11 protein-coding genes are annotated in these 17041 nt (G+C 40.1%); 10 read left to right on the plus strand and 1 reads right to left on the minus strand.

The window, feature by feature from the left end; all coding sequences use genetic code 11:
- Positions 1-8: 8 nt before the first annotated feature.
- The 3 genes from L659_RS0109625 to L659_RS0109635 are packed head-to-tail and all read left to right on the plus strand — an operon-like array spanning position 9 to position 3653.
- Entirely contained in the window at positions 9-2216 is a 2208-nt protein-coding gene (locus L659_RS0109625) for a GumC family protein (protein ID WP_024590397.1), read from the plus strand.
- Between the two features lie 14 nt (positions 2217-2230).
- A complete protein-coding gene (locus L659_RS0109630) occupies positions 2231-2959 on the plus strand; it encodes a tyrosine-protein phosphatase (RefSeq protein ID WP_024590398.1) in 729 nt (242 codons plus the stop codon).
- Positions 2952-3653, plus strand: a complete 702-nt coding sequence (locus tag L659_RS0109635) for a VpsP family polysaccharide biosynthesis protein (RefSeq protein ID WP_024590399.1) — start codon at positions 2952-2954, stop codon at positions 3651-3653. Before L659_RS0109630 ends, L659_RS0109635 begins: the two co-directional genes overlap by 8 nt.
- Before the next feature lie 209 nt (positions 3654-3862).
- On the opposite strand, the gene rsmF is transcribed toward L659_RS0109635, so the two are convergent.
- Positions 3863-5314 carry a 16S rRNA (cytosine(1407)-C(5))-methyltransferase RsmF gene (rsmF, locus tag L659_RS0109640; protein ID WP_024590400.1) on the minus strand — a complete coding sequence of 484 codons (1452 nt, stop codon included), beginning with the start codon at positions 5312-5314 and terminating at the stop codon, positions 3863-3865.
- 265 nt (positions 5315-5579) lie between these two features.
- Here rsmF and L659_RS0109645 point away from each other — a divergent pair, with 265 nt between their 5' ends.
- From L659_RS0109645 to L659_RS0109675, 7 genes are all read left to right on the plus strand, one after another.
- Positions 5580-6269, plus strand: coding sequence for a GntR family transcriptional regulator (locus L659_RS0109645; protein ID WP_024590401.1), 690 nt, complete (start codon positions 5580-5582; stop codon positions 6267-6269).
- Positions 6270-6351: 82 nt separating this feature from the next.
- Complete coding sequence (prpB, locus tag L659_RS0109650; protein WP_024590402.1) at positions 6352-7230, plus strand: methylisocitrate lyase; 879 nt, start codon at positions 6352-6354, stop codon at positions 7228-7230.
- Positions 7231-7279: 49 nt separating this feature from the next.
- Complete coding sequence (gene prpC / locus L659_RS0109655; protein WP_024590403.1) at positions 7280-8407, plus strand: bifunctional 2-methylcitrate synthase/citrate synthase; 1128 nt, start codon at positions 7280-7282, stop codon at positions 8405-8407.
- A 158-nt stretch (positions 8408-8565) separates the two neighbouring features.
- A complete protein-coding gene (gene acnD, locus L659_RS0109660; protein ID WP_024590404.1) occupies positions 8566-11175 on the plus strand; it encodes a Fe/S-dependent 2-methylisocitrate dehydratase AcnD in 2610 nt (869 codons plus the stop codon).
- 11 nt (positions 11176-11186) lie between these two features.
- Complete coding sequence (prpF, locus tag L659_RS0109665; protein WP_024590405.1) at positions 11187-12353, plus strand: 2-methylaconitate cis-trans isomerase PrpF; 1167 nt, start codon at positions 11187-11189, stop codon at positions 12351-12353.
- A gap of 501 nt (positions 12354-12854) precedes the next feature.
- Positions 12855-15887, plus strand: a complete 3033-nt coding sequence (locus L659_RS0109670) for a hypothetical protein (RefSeq protein ID WP_024590406.1) — start codon at positions 12855-12857, stop codon at positions 15885-15887.
- A gap of 62 nt (positions 15888-15949) precedes the next feature.
- The gene (locus tag L659_RS0109675; RefSeq protein ID WP_024590407.1) at positions 15950-17041 is read left to right on the plus strand and encodes a hypothetical protein; all 1092 of its coding nucleotides are present in this window, start codon (positions 15950-15952) and stop codon (positions 17039-17041) included.

Below are 17041 nucleotides of genomic sequence, written 5' to 3' on the forward strand. Positions count from 1 at the left end.
AGTATTTAATGAACCAAACAAATGAAAACCTAAGTAATAATGAAGAAATTATTGATTTAGGATCTTACCTTAATGTAATTAAACTCGCTAAATGGCGTATTTTAGGGTTTGCTATTGTAGTTACTTTGTTAACTATTATGGTGGCTTTGACCTTAGTGCCAAAATACATTGCAACTGCTACTTTACTTATAGAAGCTGAGCAAACTAAGGCAGTAAGCTTTGAAGAGATATACGGTCTTGATTCGACAAAAAAAGAATATTATCTGACGCAGTTTGAGGTGATTAAATCGGACAGTATTGCCCGCGAAGTAATCACTAAGCTTAATTTAAAAGCGCATACAGACTTTATAGCTAAGCCGTCTGCGTTGGGTGAACTTAAAACAGCGATAAAAGAGCAACTCCCTTTTTTAAATAAAAAGGAAGAAACGGTATATGATGCACAAGAACAAGCAGAACGAGAAATGCTTGGTTTATTAGCTGTATTTAAGTCACGTCTTTCAGTCTCGCCTATTATTAAAACTCAACTCGTTAGAGTTAGCTTTGAATCGAGCGATCCTAAACTAGCAGCGCTTGTAGCGAATACCGTTGGTGAAGTTTATATAGATAGCCAAATGCGTGCAAAAATGGGGATTACTCAACAAGCCTCTAACTGGTTAAATACGCGTTTATCGCAATTACGAATTCAACTCGATGACTCAGAAGTGCGCTTACAAAACTACAGAGAGAAGCAAAAACTAGTTGATATTGAAGGTATAGCTGGGCTCGCCACACAAGAGCTTGAGCAAATATCACAACAGTTAATTGTAGCGCGCAATGAAAAAAATAATCTTGAGAGTATAAATCGCGTAATAACTGAGTACGGCAATAATAACTTGGAGTTATTAGGGAGTATGCCTGAAATTACATCCCACAAAGTAATACAGGACGTAAAGCGCGAAGTTATATTAGTAGAGCGTAAACTCAGTGATTTAGGCGAAGTGTACGGCCCTAAACATCCGCGTATGATCTCAGCTAAAGCAGAGTTAGCAACGGTAAAAAATAATTTAAACAAACAAATTAAAGGCCTTATTACGGGTATTGAAAAAGAGCTAAACCGGATAACACGTACCGTTAGCGCGCTTGAACGTGATTTAGTTAAAATTCGTGCCGAATATCAAGATATTACCCGCAAAGAAACTCAATACAACCAATTAAAACGTGAAGTAGAAACAAATCGCAGTATATTTAACACGTTTTTATCTCGCTCAAAAGAAACAGAAGTAACGAGTGATTTTAGCTCTGCTGCTGCACGTTTTACTGATAGAGCTTATGCCCCAAATGATCCAGCAAAACCAAATAAAAAATTAATTGTTATTTTAGCTTTTGTGGCAAGTTTTGGTTTTGCAGTAGTCATGAGCTTTATATTTGACGCGCTTAACGATACCGTTAAAACTAAAAGTGATGTCGAAAGTAAGTTAGCACAGCGTATGCTTGGGCTTTTACCGCATGTACAAACACCCAAAAATAGCGTGTTTCCGATACATGCTTATCTGGATGATAACTATAGGCGTTTTGCAGAGTCGGTACGAACGTTCAGAACTAGTTTGCTATTAACTCAGTTAGAGCGCGATCATAAAGTAATAGCCGTAACATCAAGTGCTCCGGGTGAGGGTAAAACAACGACCTCAGCTAATTTAGCTATGTCGCTTGCTCAAATGGGTAAAGTATTGCTAATTGACGCCGATTTGCGCAAACCAAGTATAGCTAAGCGCTTCGATATACCGGTATTTCATCCGGGGTTAAGTAATTTAATCGTAGGTACTGAGCAGTTAAGTGAGTGTGTTCATGTAGATGGGCAGTCGGGTGTTGCTATTATGCCAAGCGGGCAGATCCCAGGTAATCCATTAGAGCTTTTATCTAACACGCGCTTTAGTGAAGTACTCGATATATTAAAAACTAAGTATGACCATATAATTATAGATACACCACCAACACAGGCTGTGAGTGACGCTTTAGTTATTGCACAGAGTGTAGACTCGGTAATTTATGTTGTTAAGTCGGATATTACACGAATTAAACCGATTAAAGCGGGTATTGAACGTCTGTTTGAATCTAAAGCTCATGTTGCAGGTATTGTGCTTAACCAAGTAGATATGAGTAAAAGTAAAGACGAGCATAGCCATGGTTATTACGACTATTATGATTACTCGCAAAAACCTGAACAACCTAATGCATAGTTAAATGCAAATCTATGATTGATATTCATTCTCATATTTTGCCAGGAATAGATGATGGCGCTAAAGATTTAAGTGATTCTTTAGCGCTATTGAATATTGCACAAAATGATGGAATAACCCATATGGTTGCCACGCCACATATACATATTGGGCGATTTAATAACTCGGCCTCGCAATTGTATAGCGAACTTGCTAATTTAAAAGCACAGGCATTAGTAAATAATATTGGTATTAAACTAGCTGTGGCCGCTGAAGTTAGGCTTGATGTAGAGCTAATGAGTTTAGTGCTTAGTAATAAACTCCCGTTTATTGGTACACTTAATTCAGTAAATTATTTATTATTAGAACTCCCGCACTCGCATGTACCGCAAGGTTACGATAAGTTTATAAATTGGCTAGCTAAACAAAATATAAAGGTGATTATTCCTCACCCTGAGCGTAATCGCGATATTCAAGCAAATCCTTTTTATATTGAGCGTTTAAAGCAATTAGGATGTGAGTTTCAATTAACGGCTTCAAGCATTGAAGGTGCATGGGGCGAAACTGCAAAAAATATTAGTATAGATATGCTAGAAAAGGGTTTAGTAACTTATGTTGCATCTGATGCTCATTCAGTTAAGCGTAGGCCTCCTATTTTAAGTAAAGCTAAAAAAATAGTCGAGGAGTTGATAGGTCAAAATGATGCACATCATTTGTTTTTTACTAATCCTAAGCGTTTAACTGAGTCGTTGTTTAATGAGTAATTTAAATACAAACCGCCTCACACAAATTGCTATACTTGCAGTTATTACATTAGCTATAGGTTATCAAAGCTTACAAAGTATGCGTGCAAATACATGGTATTTTAATGCCCTCAATATTTTAAAGCAGCCTGAAAGGACAATTACTCCTGAAGAGCTAGAGCTTGTAGATAGGGCAATTACATTTGCAACAAGCCAGGACCCTTCACAGCCACATTACTGGCAACTTAGTGCATATATAAAAATGCTAAACCTAGCTGTGAATAGCGAGCAAAATAACAATAAGCTTTTGGTTTATCAACAAGCAGAGAAAGATCTATTAAAGTCATTAGGGTTAAGGCAAACATGGTCAGAAACGTGGATTGCACTAGCACAAGTAGTTAGTTATCAAGAAGGGCCTACAGAACGAGTATATGAGTATATTCAGCAGGCTAAAAAATTTGGGCCGTACAAGTTTGATGTGCAGCTTGGTATTATTCAAATAGCTCTAATGAACTGGCAGAAACTATCTCCAAAGTATAAAGCATTGTATGTTGCTGAACTAAATTTAGCCGTTAAATATGGTTATAAATTTTATCAAGTTTTTGATGTGGCTAAGCAAGTTGATGCTTTGCCAATTCTTTGTTTATCTTTACAATTTGGTAAGGCGTTTGAAAAAGTAAGAAGTAGTACTGTTTACAGAAGAAACTGCAAATAAAAACGCCCAAAGGCTTGTAAAAACCTCTGGGCTATAAAGTGACTCTAAATTGAGCCTAGCGTTAACTAAAAACTTTCTGGTTCGTTAGGGAGAAGAAGAAAGTACTTAAAACTATAGTAAAGCTACTCAATAAAGCATAACTAATTTTGCCACCTAGTTACATTTGATAACAAAGGATTAGATTAATTATGCGTAATTTGTACTTTAGTTTAACCCCAGCTTATTAACTGCGTATTTTGCACTAGATCGCGTGGTAGTGAGTTTTTGATCTTATTTTTTTGCCATTTACCCAGCCCGATAGGGCAACCACACAGCGTTAAAACTACTTCACCTATTGTTTGAGTTGCTTCAGCTAAGCGTATATCTTTACCTTGAAAATAATCATTGGCTTGCTCGTTATTTAGCGCGTAAATATTCGTTTTGCACTTGTTACCAAACACTGTAGCAAATTCGTGCGTTAGTCTTACGCCGTTTTTATGGATGATGCCAATTTGAATACCTAAACGTGCGTACTTAATTTTATTTTGCACGGCTTCAAACCCTTGTGGAAATAACCACAGTTCTTTATCACGCTGCATTAAATTACCTGGCAAGGTGGTTATCCCAAAATGTTTTTTAAGCGATTGCATAAACGCGGCACTTTGCTTTTTATCAAACTCGTTGAACGGAAACGCGCCTTTTTTAACAGTTTGATTTGAGTTATCGCAACTTGCGTACTTTTTAAATTTAGCAATAAAAAAGCCTTCGCTATCGAATGTTTGCGGCCATACATGTAAATAGCCTTCACTTGTTGTTGCTTTACTTGCACCTTCAAATAAATCACTGAGTGACTCAGGCGCTATATAGTCGCTAAATTCACTGAGTAAATAATCGCACACATGTTGGTTTTCGAGTGGGGTAAGTGTGCAGGTTGAATACACTAAGGTGCCACCTGGCTTTAATGCGTAAAATGCACTTTTAATTAAGTCTTTTTGTACTTGGGCTATTTGTATGTTTGATTCTATGGACCAATTTTTTAGTGCGTCGGCGTCTTTACGTACCGTGCCTTCGCCAGAGCATGGCGCGTCTAATAATATGCTATCAAAGCATTCAAACATGTAGTTGCCAAATATAACGCCATCAAAGTGCGAGAGCGCACAGTTACCAACCCCCATGCGTTTTAATGTAGCGCTGAGTACCTTTAAACGAGATGACGAAAGCTCATTTGCAACAAGCACGCCTTGGTTATCCATAAGAGCTGCTAGCTGCGATGTTTTAGAACCTGGCGCTGATGCCATATCAAGTATGGTGTTATTTTGAGAGTCTGCGAGTTCAATACTTTGCTTTAATGCGATAGGGGGCAGCATTGAACTTGCCTCTTGTACGTACATAGCCCCGCTTAGATGTAAGTCGGTATTACCAAGGGCTAGGTTTTGCTCTTCATCTTCGGGACGTTCTAACCAAAAACCTTCACTGCACCAAGGTATGGGGGTTAGCAGCCAATTTTTTTCAGTTGCACGTTCTACAAATTTTTCAATGCTAATTTTTAATGTATTAACGCGGATAGATTTTCTGAGGGGCCTGCGACACGCATTTAAAAAGTCATCTAAGTTTAGATGCGCTGGTAAATAGGTTTTTACGTCGTCAATAAAGTGCTCAGGAATAAAAGTGTTGGCGTTCACGCGTTAGCTCATACTATAAAAATAAAGCGCGATAATAGCATTTATGCGAGGTGTTTTCAGCGCTAAAAAGCGTAACATCTGATTTATTACGCTGTCGACACTTCACTGTTTTAGTCCATTGTAAAACCATTTTTATGCGACTTTAGGTTAATAGTGTCGACAATAGGTGTGTTTTTTAGCCATTTTGATAGGTTTAAGGGTTGACATGATTTTTTAATAAGCCCATAGTAACCACATTAATTGTCGACAATCTAAAAAATAACTTATGACACACACATTTTTAAACGAAGCGCCTATAACTACCGCATCAGATCAAGTATTTGTAGATATGCGCCGTGAGATTGTTGAAGGCAGCATAGTTCAAGGCAGTAAAATATCAGAGCCTGAGCTTGCCAAACGTTATGGTGTAAGCCGTGCAACGCTTAGAGAGGCGTTAAATCGCCTAGAAAGTTGCTACCTTGTTGAGCGTAAAGCTAACGTAGGTTGCCGAGTAGTTGCCCTTACCGCTGAACGCTTGATTGAAGTTTACCAAGTTCGTAGTTCGCTTGAAGGCTTGGCATGTAGGCTTGCTGCCGACAATATGGAACCCGAGGAAGTAAAAGGCTTAAAGCAATTACTTAATCAGCACCTACAAACACAACGTGTTAAAGAGGGCGAATCTTATTATCAAGAAGCCGGCGATTTAGATTTTCATTACCGTATTATTCAAGGCAGTAAAAACGCGCATTTAATTCATTTACTGTGTAATGAGCTCTATCAACTAATACGCATGTACCGTGTACAAATGGGCATGGTGGGGCCGCGTGTATCAAAAGCGTTTGATGAGCATTTAGCGATTATTAACGCCATTGAAAACCACGACGGCGAACTGGCTGAAATGCTTATGAAGCGCCACATAAGCGCATCGCAAGCAAATATTCAAACCAAATTTGATTTATTAACGGCTAAAAGTTAAGTAGAGCAGTTAAACAGTCACAATTACAGATTAAAACTATAAGTTACTCCACGTAGCAACCGTTCAAAGTGAGGAGAAAGTAATGTCAGCAGGATTAAAATTTAAACACGCTATTGCCAATAACCGCCCGTTACAAGTAGTAGGTACTATTAACGCCTACACAGCGATGATGGCTGAAAAAATGGGTCACCAAGCTATTTACCTCTCAGGTGCCGGTGTTGCAAACGCCTCGTTTGGTATGCCTGACTTAGGCATGACAAGCCTTGATAACGTGCTTGAAGATATTCGCCGTATTACAGGTGCTAGCGATTTACCACTACTTGTTGATGCCGATACCGGTTGGGGTGGGGCATTTAATATTGCACGCACAGTAAAAGAAATGACTAAAGCCGGTGCGGCGGGTTTTCATATAGAAGACCAAGTAGCGCAAAAGCGCTGTGGTCATCGCCCTAATAAAGAAATTGTAAGCCAAGGTGAAATGGTTGACCGCATTAAAGCGGCGGTTGATGCAAAAACCGATAGCGATTTTTATATTATGGCGCGTACCGATGCATTTCAAAAAGAAGGTTTAAACGCCGCGATAGACCGTGCAGCTGCCTGTGTTGAAGCCGGTGCTGACGCTATTTTTGCAGAAGCCGTGCACGACCTTGCTGATTACCAAGCATTTGCAAAAGCGATTAACGTTCCAATTTTGGCAAACATTACTGAGTTTGGCCAAACACCTATTTACACAAAAGAGCAGTTAAGCGATGTAGGCGTTGAAATGGTGCTTTACCCACTAAGTGCATTTAGAGCCATGAATAAAGCAGCACTAAGCGTGTATTCAGCAATTTTAAATGAAGGCTCACAACAAAGCCAAATTGAAAATATGCAAACGCGTTCTGAGCTTTACGACTTTTTAGATTACCACACGTACGAGAACACACTCGACACCCTTTTTTCATCAAAATCTGACAAATAATAATTATTAAAAAATAAAATCACACACAAATTTAAGATAGGAGAAAATCATGGTAGATAAAGCATTAGGCGGCGCGGGTTTACGCGGACAAGTAGCTGGTCAAACAGCATTGTGCACTGTAGGACAAAGTGGTTCTGGTTTAACGTATTGTGGTTACGATATTAGTGAACTTGCCGAAAAAGCGCAGTTTGAAGAAGTGTCTTTTTTACTTTCACGTGGTGAGTTACCTACTACAAGCGAATTAGCAGAATATAAAGCTAAACTTAAAAGCTTACGCGGCTTACCAGATGCACTTAAAATCGTGCTTGAAAATATTCCTAAAGACGCGCATCCAATGGATGTAATGCGCACGGGCTGCTCAATGTTGGGTAACCTTGAAATGGAGCTTGATTTTAACCAAGCCAACGACGCAATTGACCGTATGATTGCTGTGTTCCCAAGTATTATTTGTTACTGGTACCGCTTTACACATGATGGCGTACGCATTGAAACACAAACTGATGACGACTCTGTTGGCGCACATTTTTTAACACTGTTACATGACAAAGCACCTAGTGATTTATTTGCACAAGTGATGAATGTATCACTAATTTTATACGCAGAGCATGAGTTTAATGCCTCTACATTTGCGGGTCGTGTGTGTGCATCAACGCTTTCTGATATTCACTCTTGTGTAACAGGCGCGATTGGTACGCTACGTGGGCCACTTCATGGTGGTGCTAACGAAGCCGCTATGGATATGATTCAAGGTTTTACAAGTGCTGAGCATGCTGAGCAAGAAGTAATGGGCATGCTTGAACGTAAAGACAAAATAATGGGTTTTGGCCATGCGATTTATCGCGAATCTGATCCACGTAATGTAATTATTAAAAAATGGTCTGAAAAACTAGCGGCAGAGGTGAGCGATACGGTGCTTTACCCTGTGTCTGTTCGTTGTGAAGAGATTATGTGGCGCGAGAAAAAACTGTTTTGTAATGCCGATTTTTTCCATGCATCTGCTTATCACTTTATGGATATTCCGACTAAGTTATTTACGCCAATATTTGTAATGAGCCGCGTTACTGGTTGGACTGCACATGTAAAAGAGCAACGCGCTAACAACCGTATTATTCGCCCAAGTGCCGATTACACAGGGCCTGATGCACGTAGTTACACACCAATCGAATCAAGAAGTTAATTATTTTTAACTAAGGTGAGCCAGTGGCTCACCTTTTACGGCTTTAATGCTTTATATAATAAAAACAACTACAAACCTAAAGCCTTTCTTGAAAAATACCAATTACACTCTCCATAAAATTGGTACTACATCCGTCACCAAATTAGCGAACCCTTACCATGACCATAATTAATAATACCCAATACCGTAAACCTCTACCGGGCTCAAATGTCGACTATTACGATACCCAAGAAGCCGTAGATGCAATTAAGCCAGGTGCATACGCCACGCTACCTTATTCATCACGTGTATTTGCCGAAAACCTAGTACGCCGATGCGACCCTGCCATGTTAACCGATGCACTTAATCAGCTAATTGAGCGCAAACAAGATTTAGATTTTCCGTGGTATCCGGCGCGTGTGGTGTGCCACGATATTTTAGGGCAAACAGCACTTGTTGATTTAGCCGGTTTGCGTGATGCAATTGCAGCCAAAGGCGGCGATCCGGCAAAAGTGAATCCGGTAGTACCCACGCAGTTAATAGTGGATCATTCGTTAGCGGTAGAGCATGCTGGTTTTGATCCTGACGCATTTGAAAAAAACCGCGCCATTGAAGACAGACGAAATGATGACCGTTTTCACTTTATAAACTGGACAAAAACTGCCTTTAAAAATATTGACGTTATTCCACCGGGTAACGGCATTATGCATCAAATTAACCTTGAAAAAATGTCGCCGGTTATTCAAAACCGAGATGGCATTGCATTCCCAGATACCTTAGTTGGTACCGACAGCCACACGCCACATGTTGATGCGCTGGGCGTTATTGCTGTCGGCGTAGGTGGGCTTGAAGCTGAAAGCGTAATGCTGGGCCGTGCTTCTTATATTCGCTTACCTGATATTGTTGGTGTTGAGCTAACAGGTAAGCGCCAACCCGGTATTACCGCAACCGATATTGTGTTGGCTATTACTGAATTTTTACGTGAGCAACGTGTTGTTTCTACTTATTTAGAGTTTTACGGTGAAGGTGCCGATGCGCTTACTCTTGGCGACAGAGCAACCATTTCGAACATGACGCCTGAATTTGGCGCAACTGCAGCCATGTTTTATATCGATGATAAAACAATAGATTACTTGCGTTTAACAGGTCGCGAAGAAGAACAAATTGCCCTTGTAGAAAACTACGCAAAAACAACAGGCCTTTGGAGCGATAGCTTAAAAACCGCAAAATATGAGCGTGTGCTTAAGTTTGATTTATCAAGCGTGGGGCGCAATATAGCGGGTCCATCGAATCCACACCGCCGTGTATCGACAAGCGATTTAGCTAAAGAAGGTATTTCGGGCGTTGTTGAAAATGAAGAAGGCTTAATGCCAGACGGCGCATGTATTATTGCCGCTATTACTAGCTGTACTAATACTAGTAATCCACGCAATGTAATTGCCGCTGCACTACTTGCCCGTAACGCAAATGCTAAGGGTTTAATGCGCAAACCTTGGGTTAAAACTTCATTAGCACCGGGCTCAAAAGCGGTGCAATCATACCTTGAAGATGCAAACCTACTAACAGAGCTTGAGCAACTTGGCTTTGGCATTGTTGGTTTTGCGTGTACTACCTGTAATGGTATGAGCGGTGCCCTTGACCCTGTTATTCAAAAAGAAGTGATCGAACGCGATTTATACACTACAGCGGTGCTTTCGGGCAATCGTAACTTTGATGGGCGGATTCATCCTTACGCTAAGCAAGCATTTTTAGCGTCACCTCCTTTAGTTGTTGCGTACGCTATTGCAGGTACTATTCGCTTTGATATTGAAAAAGGGATACTAGGGCAAGATCAACAAGGCAACGATATTACGCTTAAAGATTTATGGCCATCAGACGAAGAGATTGATGCAGTAATTAAGCAAAGCGTTAAGCCAGAGCAGTTTAGAAAAGTATACGAGCCGATGTTTAATTTAACCGTAGATTACGGTGAAGATAACGACCCACTTTACGACTGGCGCCCAGAAAGCACCTACATTCGTCGCCCTCCTTATTGGGAAGGTGCACTTGCGGGTGAGCGCACAATGACCGGTATGCGTGCGCTTGCAGTTCTTGGCGATAACATTACAACGGATCATTTATCGCCATCAAACGCAATTATGGCAAGCAGCGCTGCTGGCGAATACCTGACCAAAATGAACGTCCCAGAGGAAGACTACAACTCGTACGCAACGCACCGGGGCGATCATTTAACAGCGCAGCGCGCAACCTTTGCAAATCCAAAGCTGCTAAATGAAATGGTACTTGACGAAAACGGCGCAGTTAAACAAGGTTCTTACGCACGGTTAGAGCCACAAGGTACTAATACCCGTATGTGGGAAGCAATCGAAGCCTACATGGAGCGTAAGCAACCGCTTATTATTGTAGCCGGTGCCGATTACGGGCAAGGTTCGTCGCGCGATTGGGCTGCAAAAGGCGTAAGACTTGCAGGCGTTGAAGTAATAGCAGCTGAAGGTTTTGAGCGTATTCACCGTACTAACCTAATTGGTATGGGTGTTTTACCGCTTGAGTTTAAAGCAGGCACAACGCGTAAAACTCTAAAGCTGGATGGCAGTGAAACGTACGATGTAGCGGGCGATTTAAAACCAGGTGCCACCGTTAATTTAAGTATTACCCGTAAAGATGGTGAAGTACTCACTGTGCCTATGAAGTGCCGTATTGATACGCAAGAAGAGCTTTCTATTTACGCGGCTGGTGGTGTGTTACAACGCTTTGCACAAGACTTTTTAGAAGCAACGCAATCTGCATAAGGGCAAGCATTATGTTTAAACCGCAAATTAAAGTGCCTGCAACCTATATGCGTGGCGGCACCAGTAAAGGTGTATTTTTTAATTTAACTGACTTGCCAAAGCCTGCTCAAGTAGCAGGCGAGGCGCGCGATAATTTATTACTGCGCGTTATTGGCAGCCCCGATCCGTATGCTAAGCAAACGGATGGCATGGGCGGTGCTACATCAAGTACCAGTAAAACCGTAATCTTAAGTAAAAGTGAGCAAGCTGACCACGATGTAGATTACTTGTTTGGTCAAGTGGCGATAGATAAACCTTTTGTAGATTGGAGCGGTAACTGCGGCAACTTAACGTCAGCAGTGGGTGCTTTTGCCATTAGTAATGGTTTGGTCGATAAAAGCAGAGTACCTAATAACGGTGTTGCTATCGTGCGTGTGTGGCAGGCTAATATTAAAAAAAGCATATTAGTGCATGTCCCCATGACAAATGGCGAAGTACAAGAAACCGGCGACTTTGAGCTCGATGGCGTTACATTTGCAGCAGCTGAAGTAAAACTTGAATTTATTGACCCCGCTGATGGCGATGGTGCGTTATTTCCAACTGGTAATGTAGCTGATGATTTAGAAGTACCGGGTGTTGGTACTCTAAAAGCCACGATGATAAATGCAGGTATTCCTACCATATTTATTAACGCCACTGATATTGGTTATACCGGCACAGAGCTGCAAGACGATATAAATAACGATGTTGCAGCGCTTGAAAAGCTTGAAACCATTCGTGCTTACGGCGCTGTTAAAATGGGCTTAATCACTAATATTAGTGAAGCGCAAGCTCGGCAACATACGCCTAAAGTTGCGTTTGTTGCATCACCTTTAGATTACAAAGCATCTAGCGGTAAAATTATTGAAGCTGCAAATATCAACTTGTTAGTACGCGCTATGTCGATGGGTAAACTGCACCATGCCATGATGGGTACAGCTGCGGTTGCTATTGGCACGGCCGCAGCAATTGAAGGCACACTCGTAAATATAGCCGCTGGTGGCGGCGCATTGAGTGAAGTCAACTTTGGTCATCCGTCGGGCACGCTAAAAGTAGGTGCAGAGGCTAAAAGTAGTGCAGGTAATTGGCTAGTTACCAAAGCAAGTATGAGTCGAAGTGCACGGGTATTAATGGAAGGGGTTGTAAGAGTCCCTTACTAATAACTGACCCAGTTACACGCAACTAAGCATTTACTTTAGTTGAGTAAACAAGTTTTATAAACGTTTGCTTAGCTAAAGTACATTCAACTAACCCTCCATATAAACAATCCTTTTTTATTAATTTTTCGAATTATCCTCTTTTTTAGCTCTCATCCATCGCATTTACTTGAAGAATATAATTAACAAACTAAATTGTATGTAATATTCATTTAATAAAGTGAATATATTGTATCAATATGTGCTGGTTCTTTATGAGTGTCTATAGGTTGTTGAATAATAGAGATGCTGATAAAGAAGTAGCTCATAGAATAAAGATAAATACTTCTATAAAACGTATAAATATGTAGCATAACTATATAGCTTAATGGTATTTTTAATGTTCTGGTAACAAAGGTTATGATTGTGTACTTTTTTAATGCTTTTCAAACATAAAAGCTTACACAAGCCACTATCAACTAAACTAATTTCTGATACTCATTCCAGGCTATCAAGGAGAAATAAATGGTAAAGCGTACGATCAAATTTACACCTATTGCAGCTTCAGTTGCACTTACATTAGGCTTAACAGCATGTGGTTCGGACAATGACAGAAACATTCCTGTTACACCTGTAGAATCTTTTACTGCAACAGGTGATGCACAGTTCAACATTGAAGTAACAGGTAAAGCTGTTAAAGGTTCAATGAAAAGTGCAGTAGTAACTGTAATGACTTTAGATGCATCTGGTCAAAGCGTTCCTGTTGCGTTTCGCTCAGCTGCTTCAGCAGAAGCAGAGTCTTTTTCTGAAGAAGCATTATCACAAAGTGCTGCTGATGCTGCAGTAGAAGCAAGTAAAATTGCTGCTAACCCTGAAGTATTAACTGATGAAAGCGGCCGTTACAGCATCTACTTAGATGATGACTTTACTGGACCAGTTTACATTACTGTTAAAACGTCTGCAGAAGGCGATGATAGCTTTTTACGTTGTGATGCTTACGTAGGTTGTGGCGATTACGATGTAGCGCCAGAAGAAGATGACGTAAATGATGGCGATACTGCGATTGAGTTTGGCGAATGGTACAAAACTGACCTAGAGCTTTCAGTTGTTAAATTTATTCCAGCTGTTGAAGCAGATACATCTGGTGCAAGCGGTGCTGCTGGCGGTCCTAATGTTGCAGGTTTTTATAAAGCTAATGTTACTTTCTTAACATCGTTAGTGGCGGCTCTTCTTCTTGACTCAGGTTCAAGTGTAGATGAAGACGCAATTGCTAAAGCAAGCTTAGATACTGTTGTACAAGTAATGGGTCAAGACGCTGCACTTTTACTTGCAGCTATTATTGGTGATTTATCTAACGGCGGCGCTGTAGATTTAAGTGATGTTGATGGCGAAGAAGAACTTACTGACGGTATTTTAGCAATTGCACAGCTTTCATCTTCAATTCAAGGTTTACCTTCAATTGGTGATGTAATGAGCAGCATTAAAGCTGGTATTAAATCAGGCCAGTTTAAAGGTAATACTGATGCTGGTATTGCTGCAATAGCTACAATGTTACAAACAGCTATTACAAACACTGCAAATATTTTTGTTGCTATAGCAACGGGCGATGAAACTGCAATTGAAGACGCTTTAAAAGCGGCATTCACTGCTAACAACCCTAGCGCAACACAGGCACAAATTGATGCGTTTGCCGCTAATTCAGTAGGTATTGCCAAAAAAGCAAAAGCTGCTAAAGATAAAGCTGTTAAAAATGGTGCAGCAACTGATGCTGGTCTTGCAGCCGCTGCAGTGAAAATTAAAAAAGCACTAGAAGTAATTGGTTGTACTGGCGAAGAATGTACAGTTGGAGATGACTTTTATACAGCTCTAGCAGCTGCTTTAACAGTAGAAGTTACTGCTTCTCAAACTGCACTTACTGCATTAGAGATGAGCATTGAAACAGCTCAAAGCTCACTTGCAGATGTTCAAGCAATGGGTGGCGATGCTCTTACAGCTGATAACGCAGCTGCATTTGTAAGTGCTGTTACATTACTAAAAAATGAAGCTACTACAGCTGATTTAACAGCTAAAGCGGCTTCTATTTTCGTTAAATCACAAGGTTATGTAACTGCTGCAAAAGCGTTAGTTACTCAAAGCTCTGATTACCAACAAGTTCTTGATTCTGCAACATCGTTGCAAACAGATGCATCTGTTGCTGTAACTGACACCGCTGCATACGACGCGGCACTAGCTGCACTAGTAGCTGAAGCTGAAGCAGCGATTACAGAGTTTGATGTGGCTCTTGCTGCTGCAAAACTAGTTGCTGAAGACACTGCAGACGTTGCTGATGAGAAAAAATCAGTAGCAGACACAGCTGAAGCGGCTTCTACTAGCGCACTTGCTAACGCAGAAAGTGCAATGGTAGATACAGCTGCAAACGCAACAGAAGCTCTTGAGCTTGCAATGACTGCAGTTACTGCTGCGTCTGATTTTGCTGCTGCTGTTGATGCACTTGAAATTGCTATTGAGCAAGCACTTGTTGCTGCTAATGCCTACCTAGAACTTGAAGGCGAAGGCGCACAAGCAATGATTGATACGCTTACAGCTATGCAAACAGCTGCTGTAGCTCAAGGTGAACTAGCTAGCGAGCAATTTGTAACAGCTTATAATCTACAGCTTGCTGCTGAAACTGCAGTTGCAAAACTTGAAGTACTAACTTCTGTTAAAGCTACATCAGAGTCATTATCGACTATGACTGTGCTTACAGGCACTGGTGCTGATGCAGTTGCTGATGCAGCAGATATTCTTGCAGACGTAATTGATGAATTAGCTGAAATGGGTAATAACTCAGGTACAGGCACATCAACTCGCAATGCTGATTGGGACTATGCTTACAGCTTAGATGATCTTACGCTAATGCTTAGCAATGCTACTACAGGTGAGATGATTAATGCAGCGGCTTCTTATGAAGGCGACAAGCTTGTTGTTGCTTGGGGCGCTACATTAAAAGGTGAGAATGACGTATCTGTTGAGCTTGTTACTGCTGCTACACAAACACAAGCACTTACAGATTGTGTTGATTTTGCAGCAGGTACAATTGATGCTACTCAAATCGATTCATGTTTAGTATTTACTTTTGATGGCGCAGTAACTGCTGACAATGTAGATGATGCAGAAATCATAATGACTGAAACGGCTAACCATGTTGAAATTATGGATGGTGATTCTGGCTTCACTGGTATGTTAAGTATTACAGCTGATGATGCAACAGATTCAGGCTCTATTACATTAGAGGGTGTTTCTGGTGATGTAGACTTTAAAGTAATGACTACATACCTTGACAGCGACATGGAAGAAGCAAGTGCTTTAACTATTACAGTGAATAATGCAATGGGTTACACGTTGTCTATTACTGGTAATGAAAGTGCAGGTTATACTGGTGACGTTATGGCTATGTACAATGAGATGATGATGTCTTTTGGTACTGCAGCTAAAACAACAAACGGTCTTTCAATTACTTACATTGATGGTGACGTAGTTGATTACACTGATGTTGATTTAATTGATTCATCTAAGTAATATTTAAACTATAAAAGGGGAAAGCAGCGCTTTTCCCTTTTTTTATAGAAAGCGATTAAATTATGAAAAAAAAAATTCTCTTGTTAGGATTTTCAACAGCTTTTATTTCTCCTCTTGCTTCCGCAGATAACCAATTTCAAATTTTTACCCACTTTGACGCAGAAATTTATACAGAAGCACAACCAGTACAAGCTTTTGTAGATGATTTTGATGCTCCATTAAAATCGGGTGACAGTGCATTTACCTATAATATATTTGAAGTAGGTGTTGGCTACGGTAATTTTAAGGTAGGTTTACAAAGTCGTTACGACTATGTTCTTAACTTTGATCCTGATACAGCTAAATATACTCATACCGAAAAAAATGATTTAGAGTTTGAAGATAGATTTTATACATATTACCTTGATGCTAAACAAGCAACGTCTAACGGTGTATTTGTATCTTATGATTTTAAATTTTTAGATAAAAATGCATTAACAATAACACCTAAACTTTCTGTTTTTGCCAGCTCACACTATCAAGATGCCACTGTAAATGGTGAAATTTATAGTGATGAAGTTGAAGGCGCTGTAACTGTTGATTACAACTTTTCAAAAGACATATTATTTAAAAAGTTTTCACCGTCACAAAAACCTGAAGGACTTGGATATAGCCTAGATATTTTTGCTGATTGGCAAGTAAATGATGAGCTTCAAGTTGGTTTTAGCGTAAAAGATTTGCTCTATAAAACAGAGTACGAAGACAGCGGCTCTGTAAAGGGTCAAACTACTGAAATTCCATTTAGCGAAGATGACAACGGCGATATTATTACTCAGCCAACAGTTTCATTAAAAACATCTGCATTTGGAAATACGGTATCTCATGATTTCGAAATGGAAATGCGACTACAAGCATTTGCCGATTACAGAATAAACGACCGATTTTCGACTCAGTTAACTTTAAAACGTTACGACAAAGACACGTTCAGCCAATTAAAAGGCCGTATACACTTTTGGGATCATTGGAAAGTACAGGCAGGCTACGAGACAAAAAGTGAAGCATTTTTAGTTGGTATAGAAAACGAGTATTTTGGTCTTAATTTACAAACTGATAGCCTAGATTTAGATAAAGCCTATTATGCTAATGTGAATTGGTACGTGAACATTAAGTTTTAA

The sequence above is a fragment of the Pseudoalteromonas sp. S8-8 genome (assembly GCF_000497875.1).
Classification (GTDB): domain Bacteria; phylum Pseudomonadota; class Gammaproteobacteria; order Enterobacterales; family Alteromonadaceae; genus Pseudoalteromonas; species Pseudoalteromonas arctica.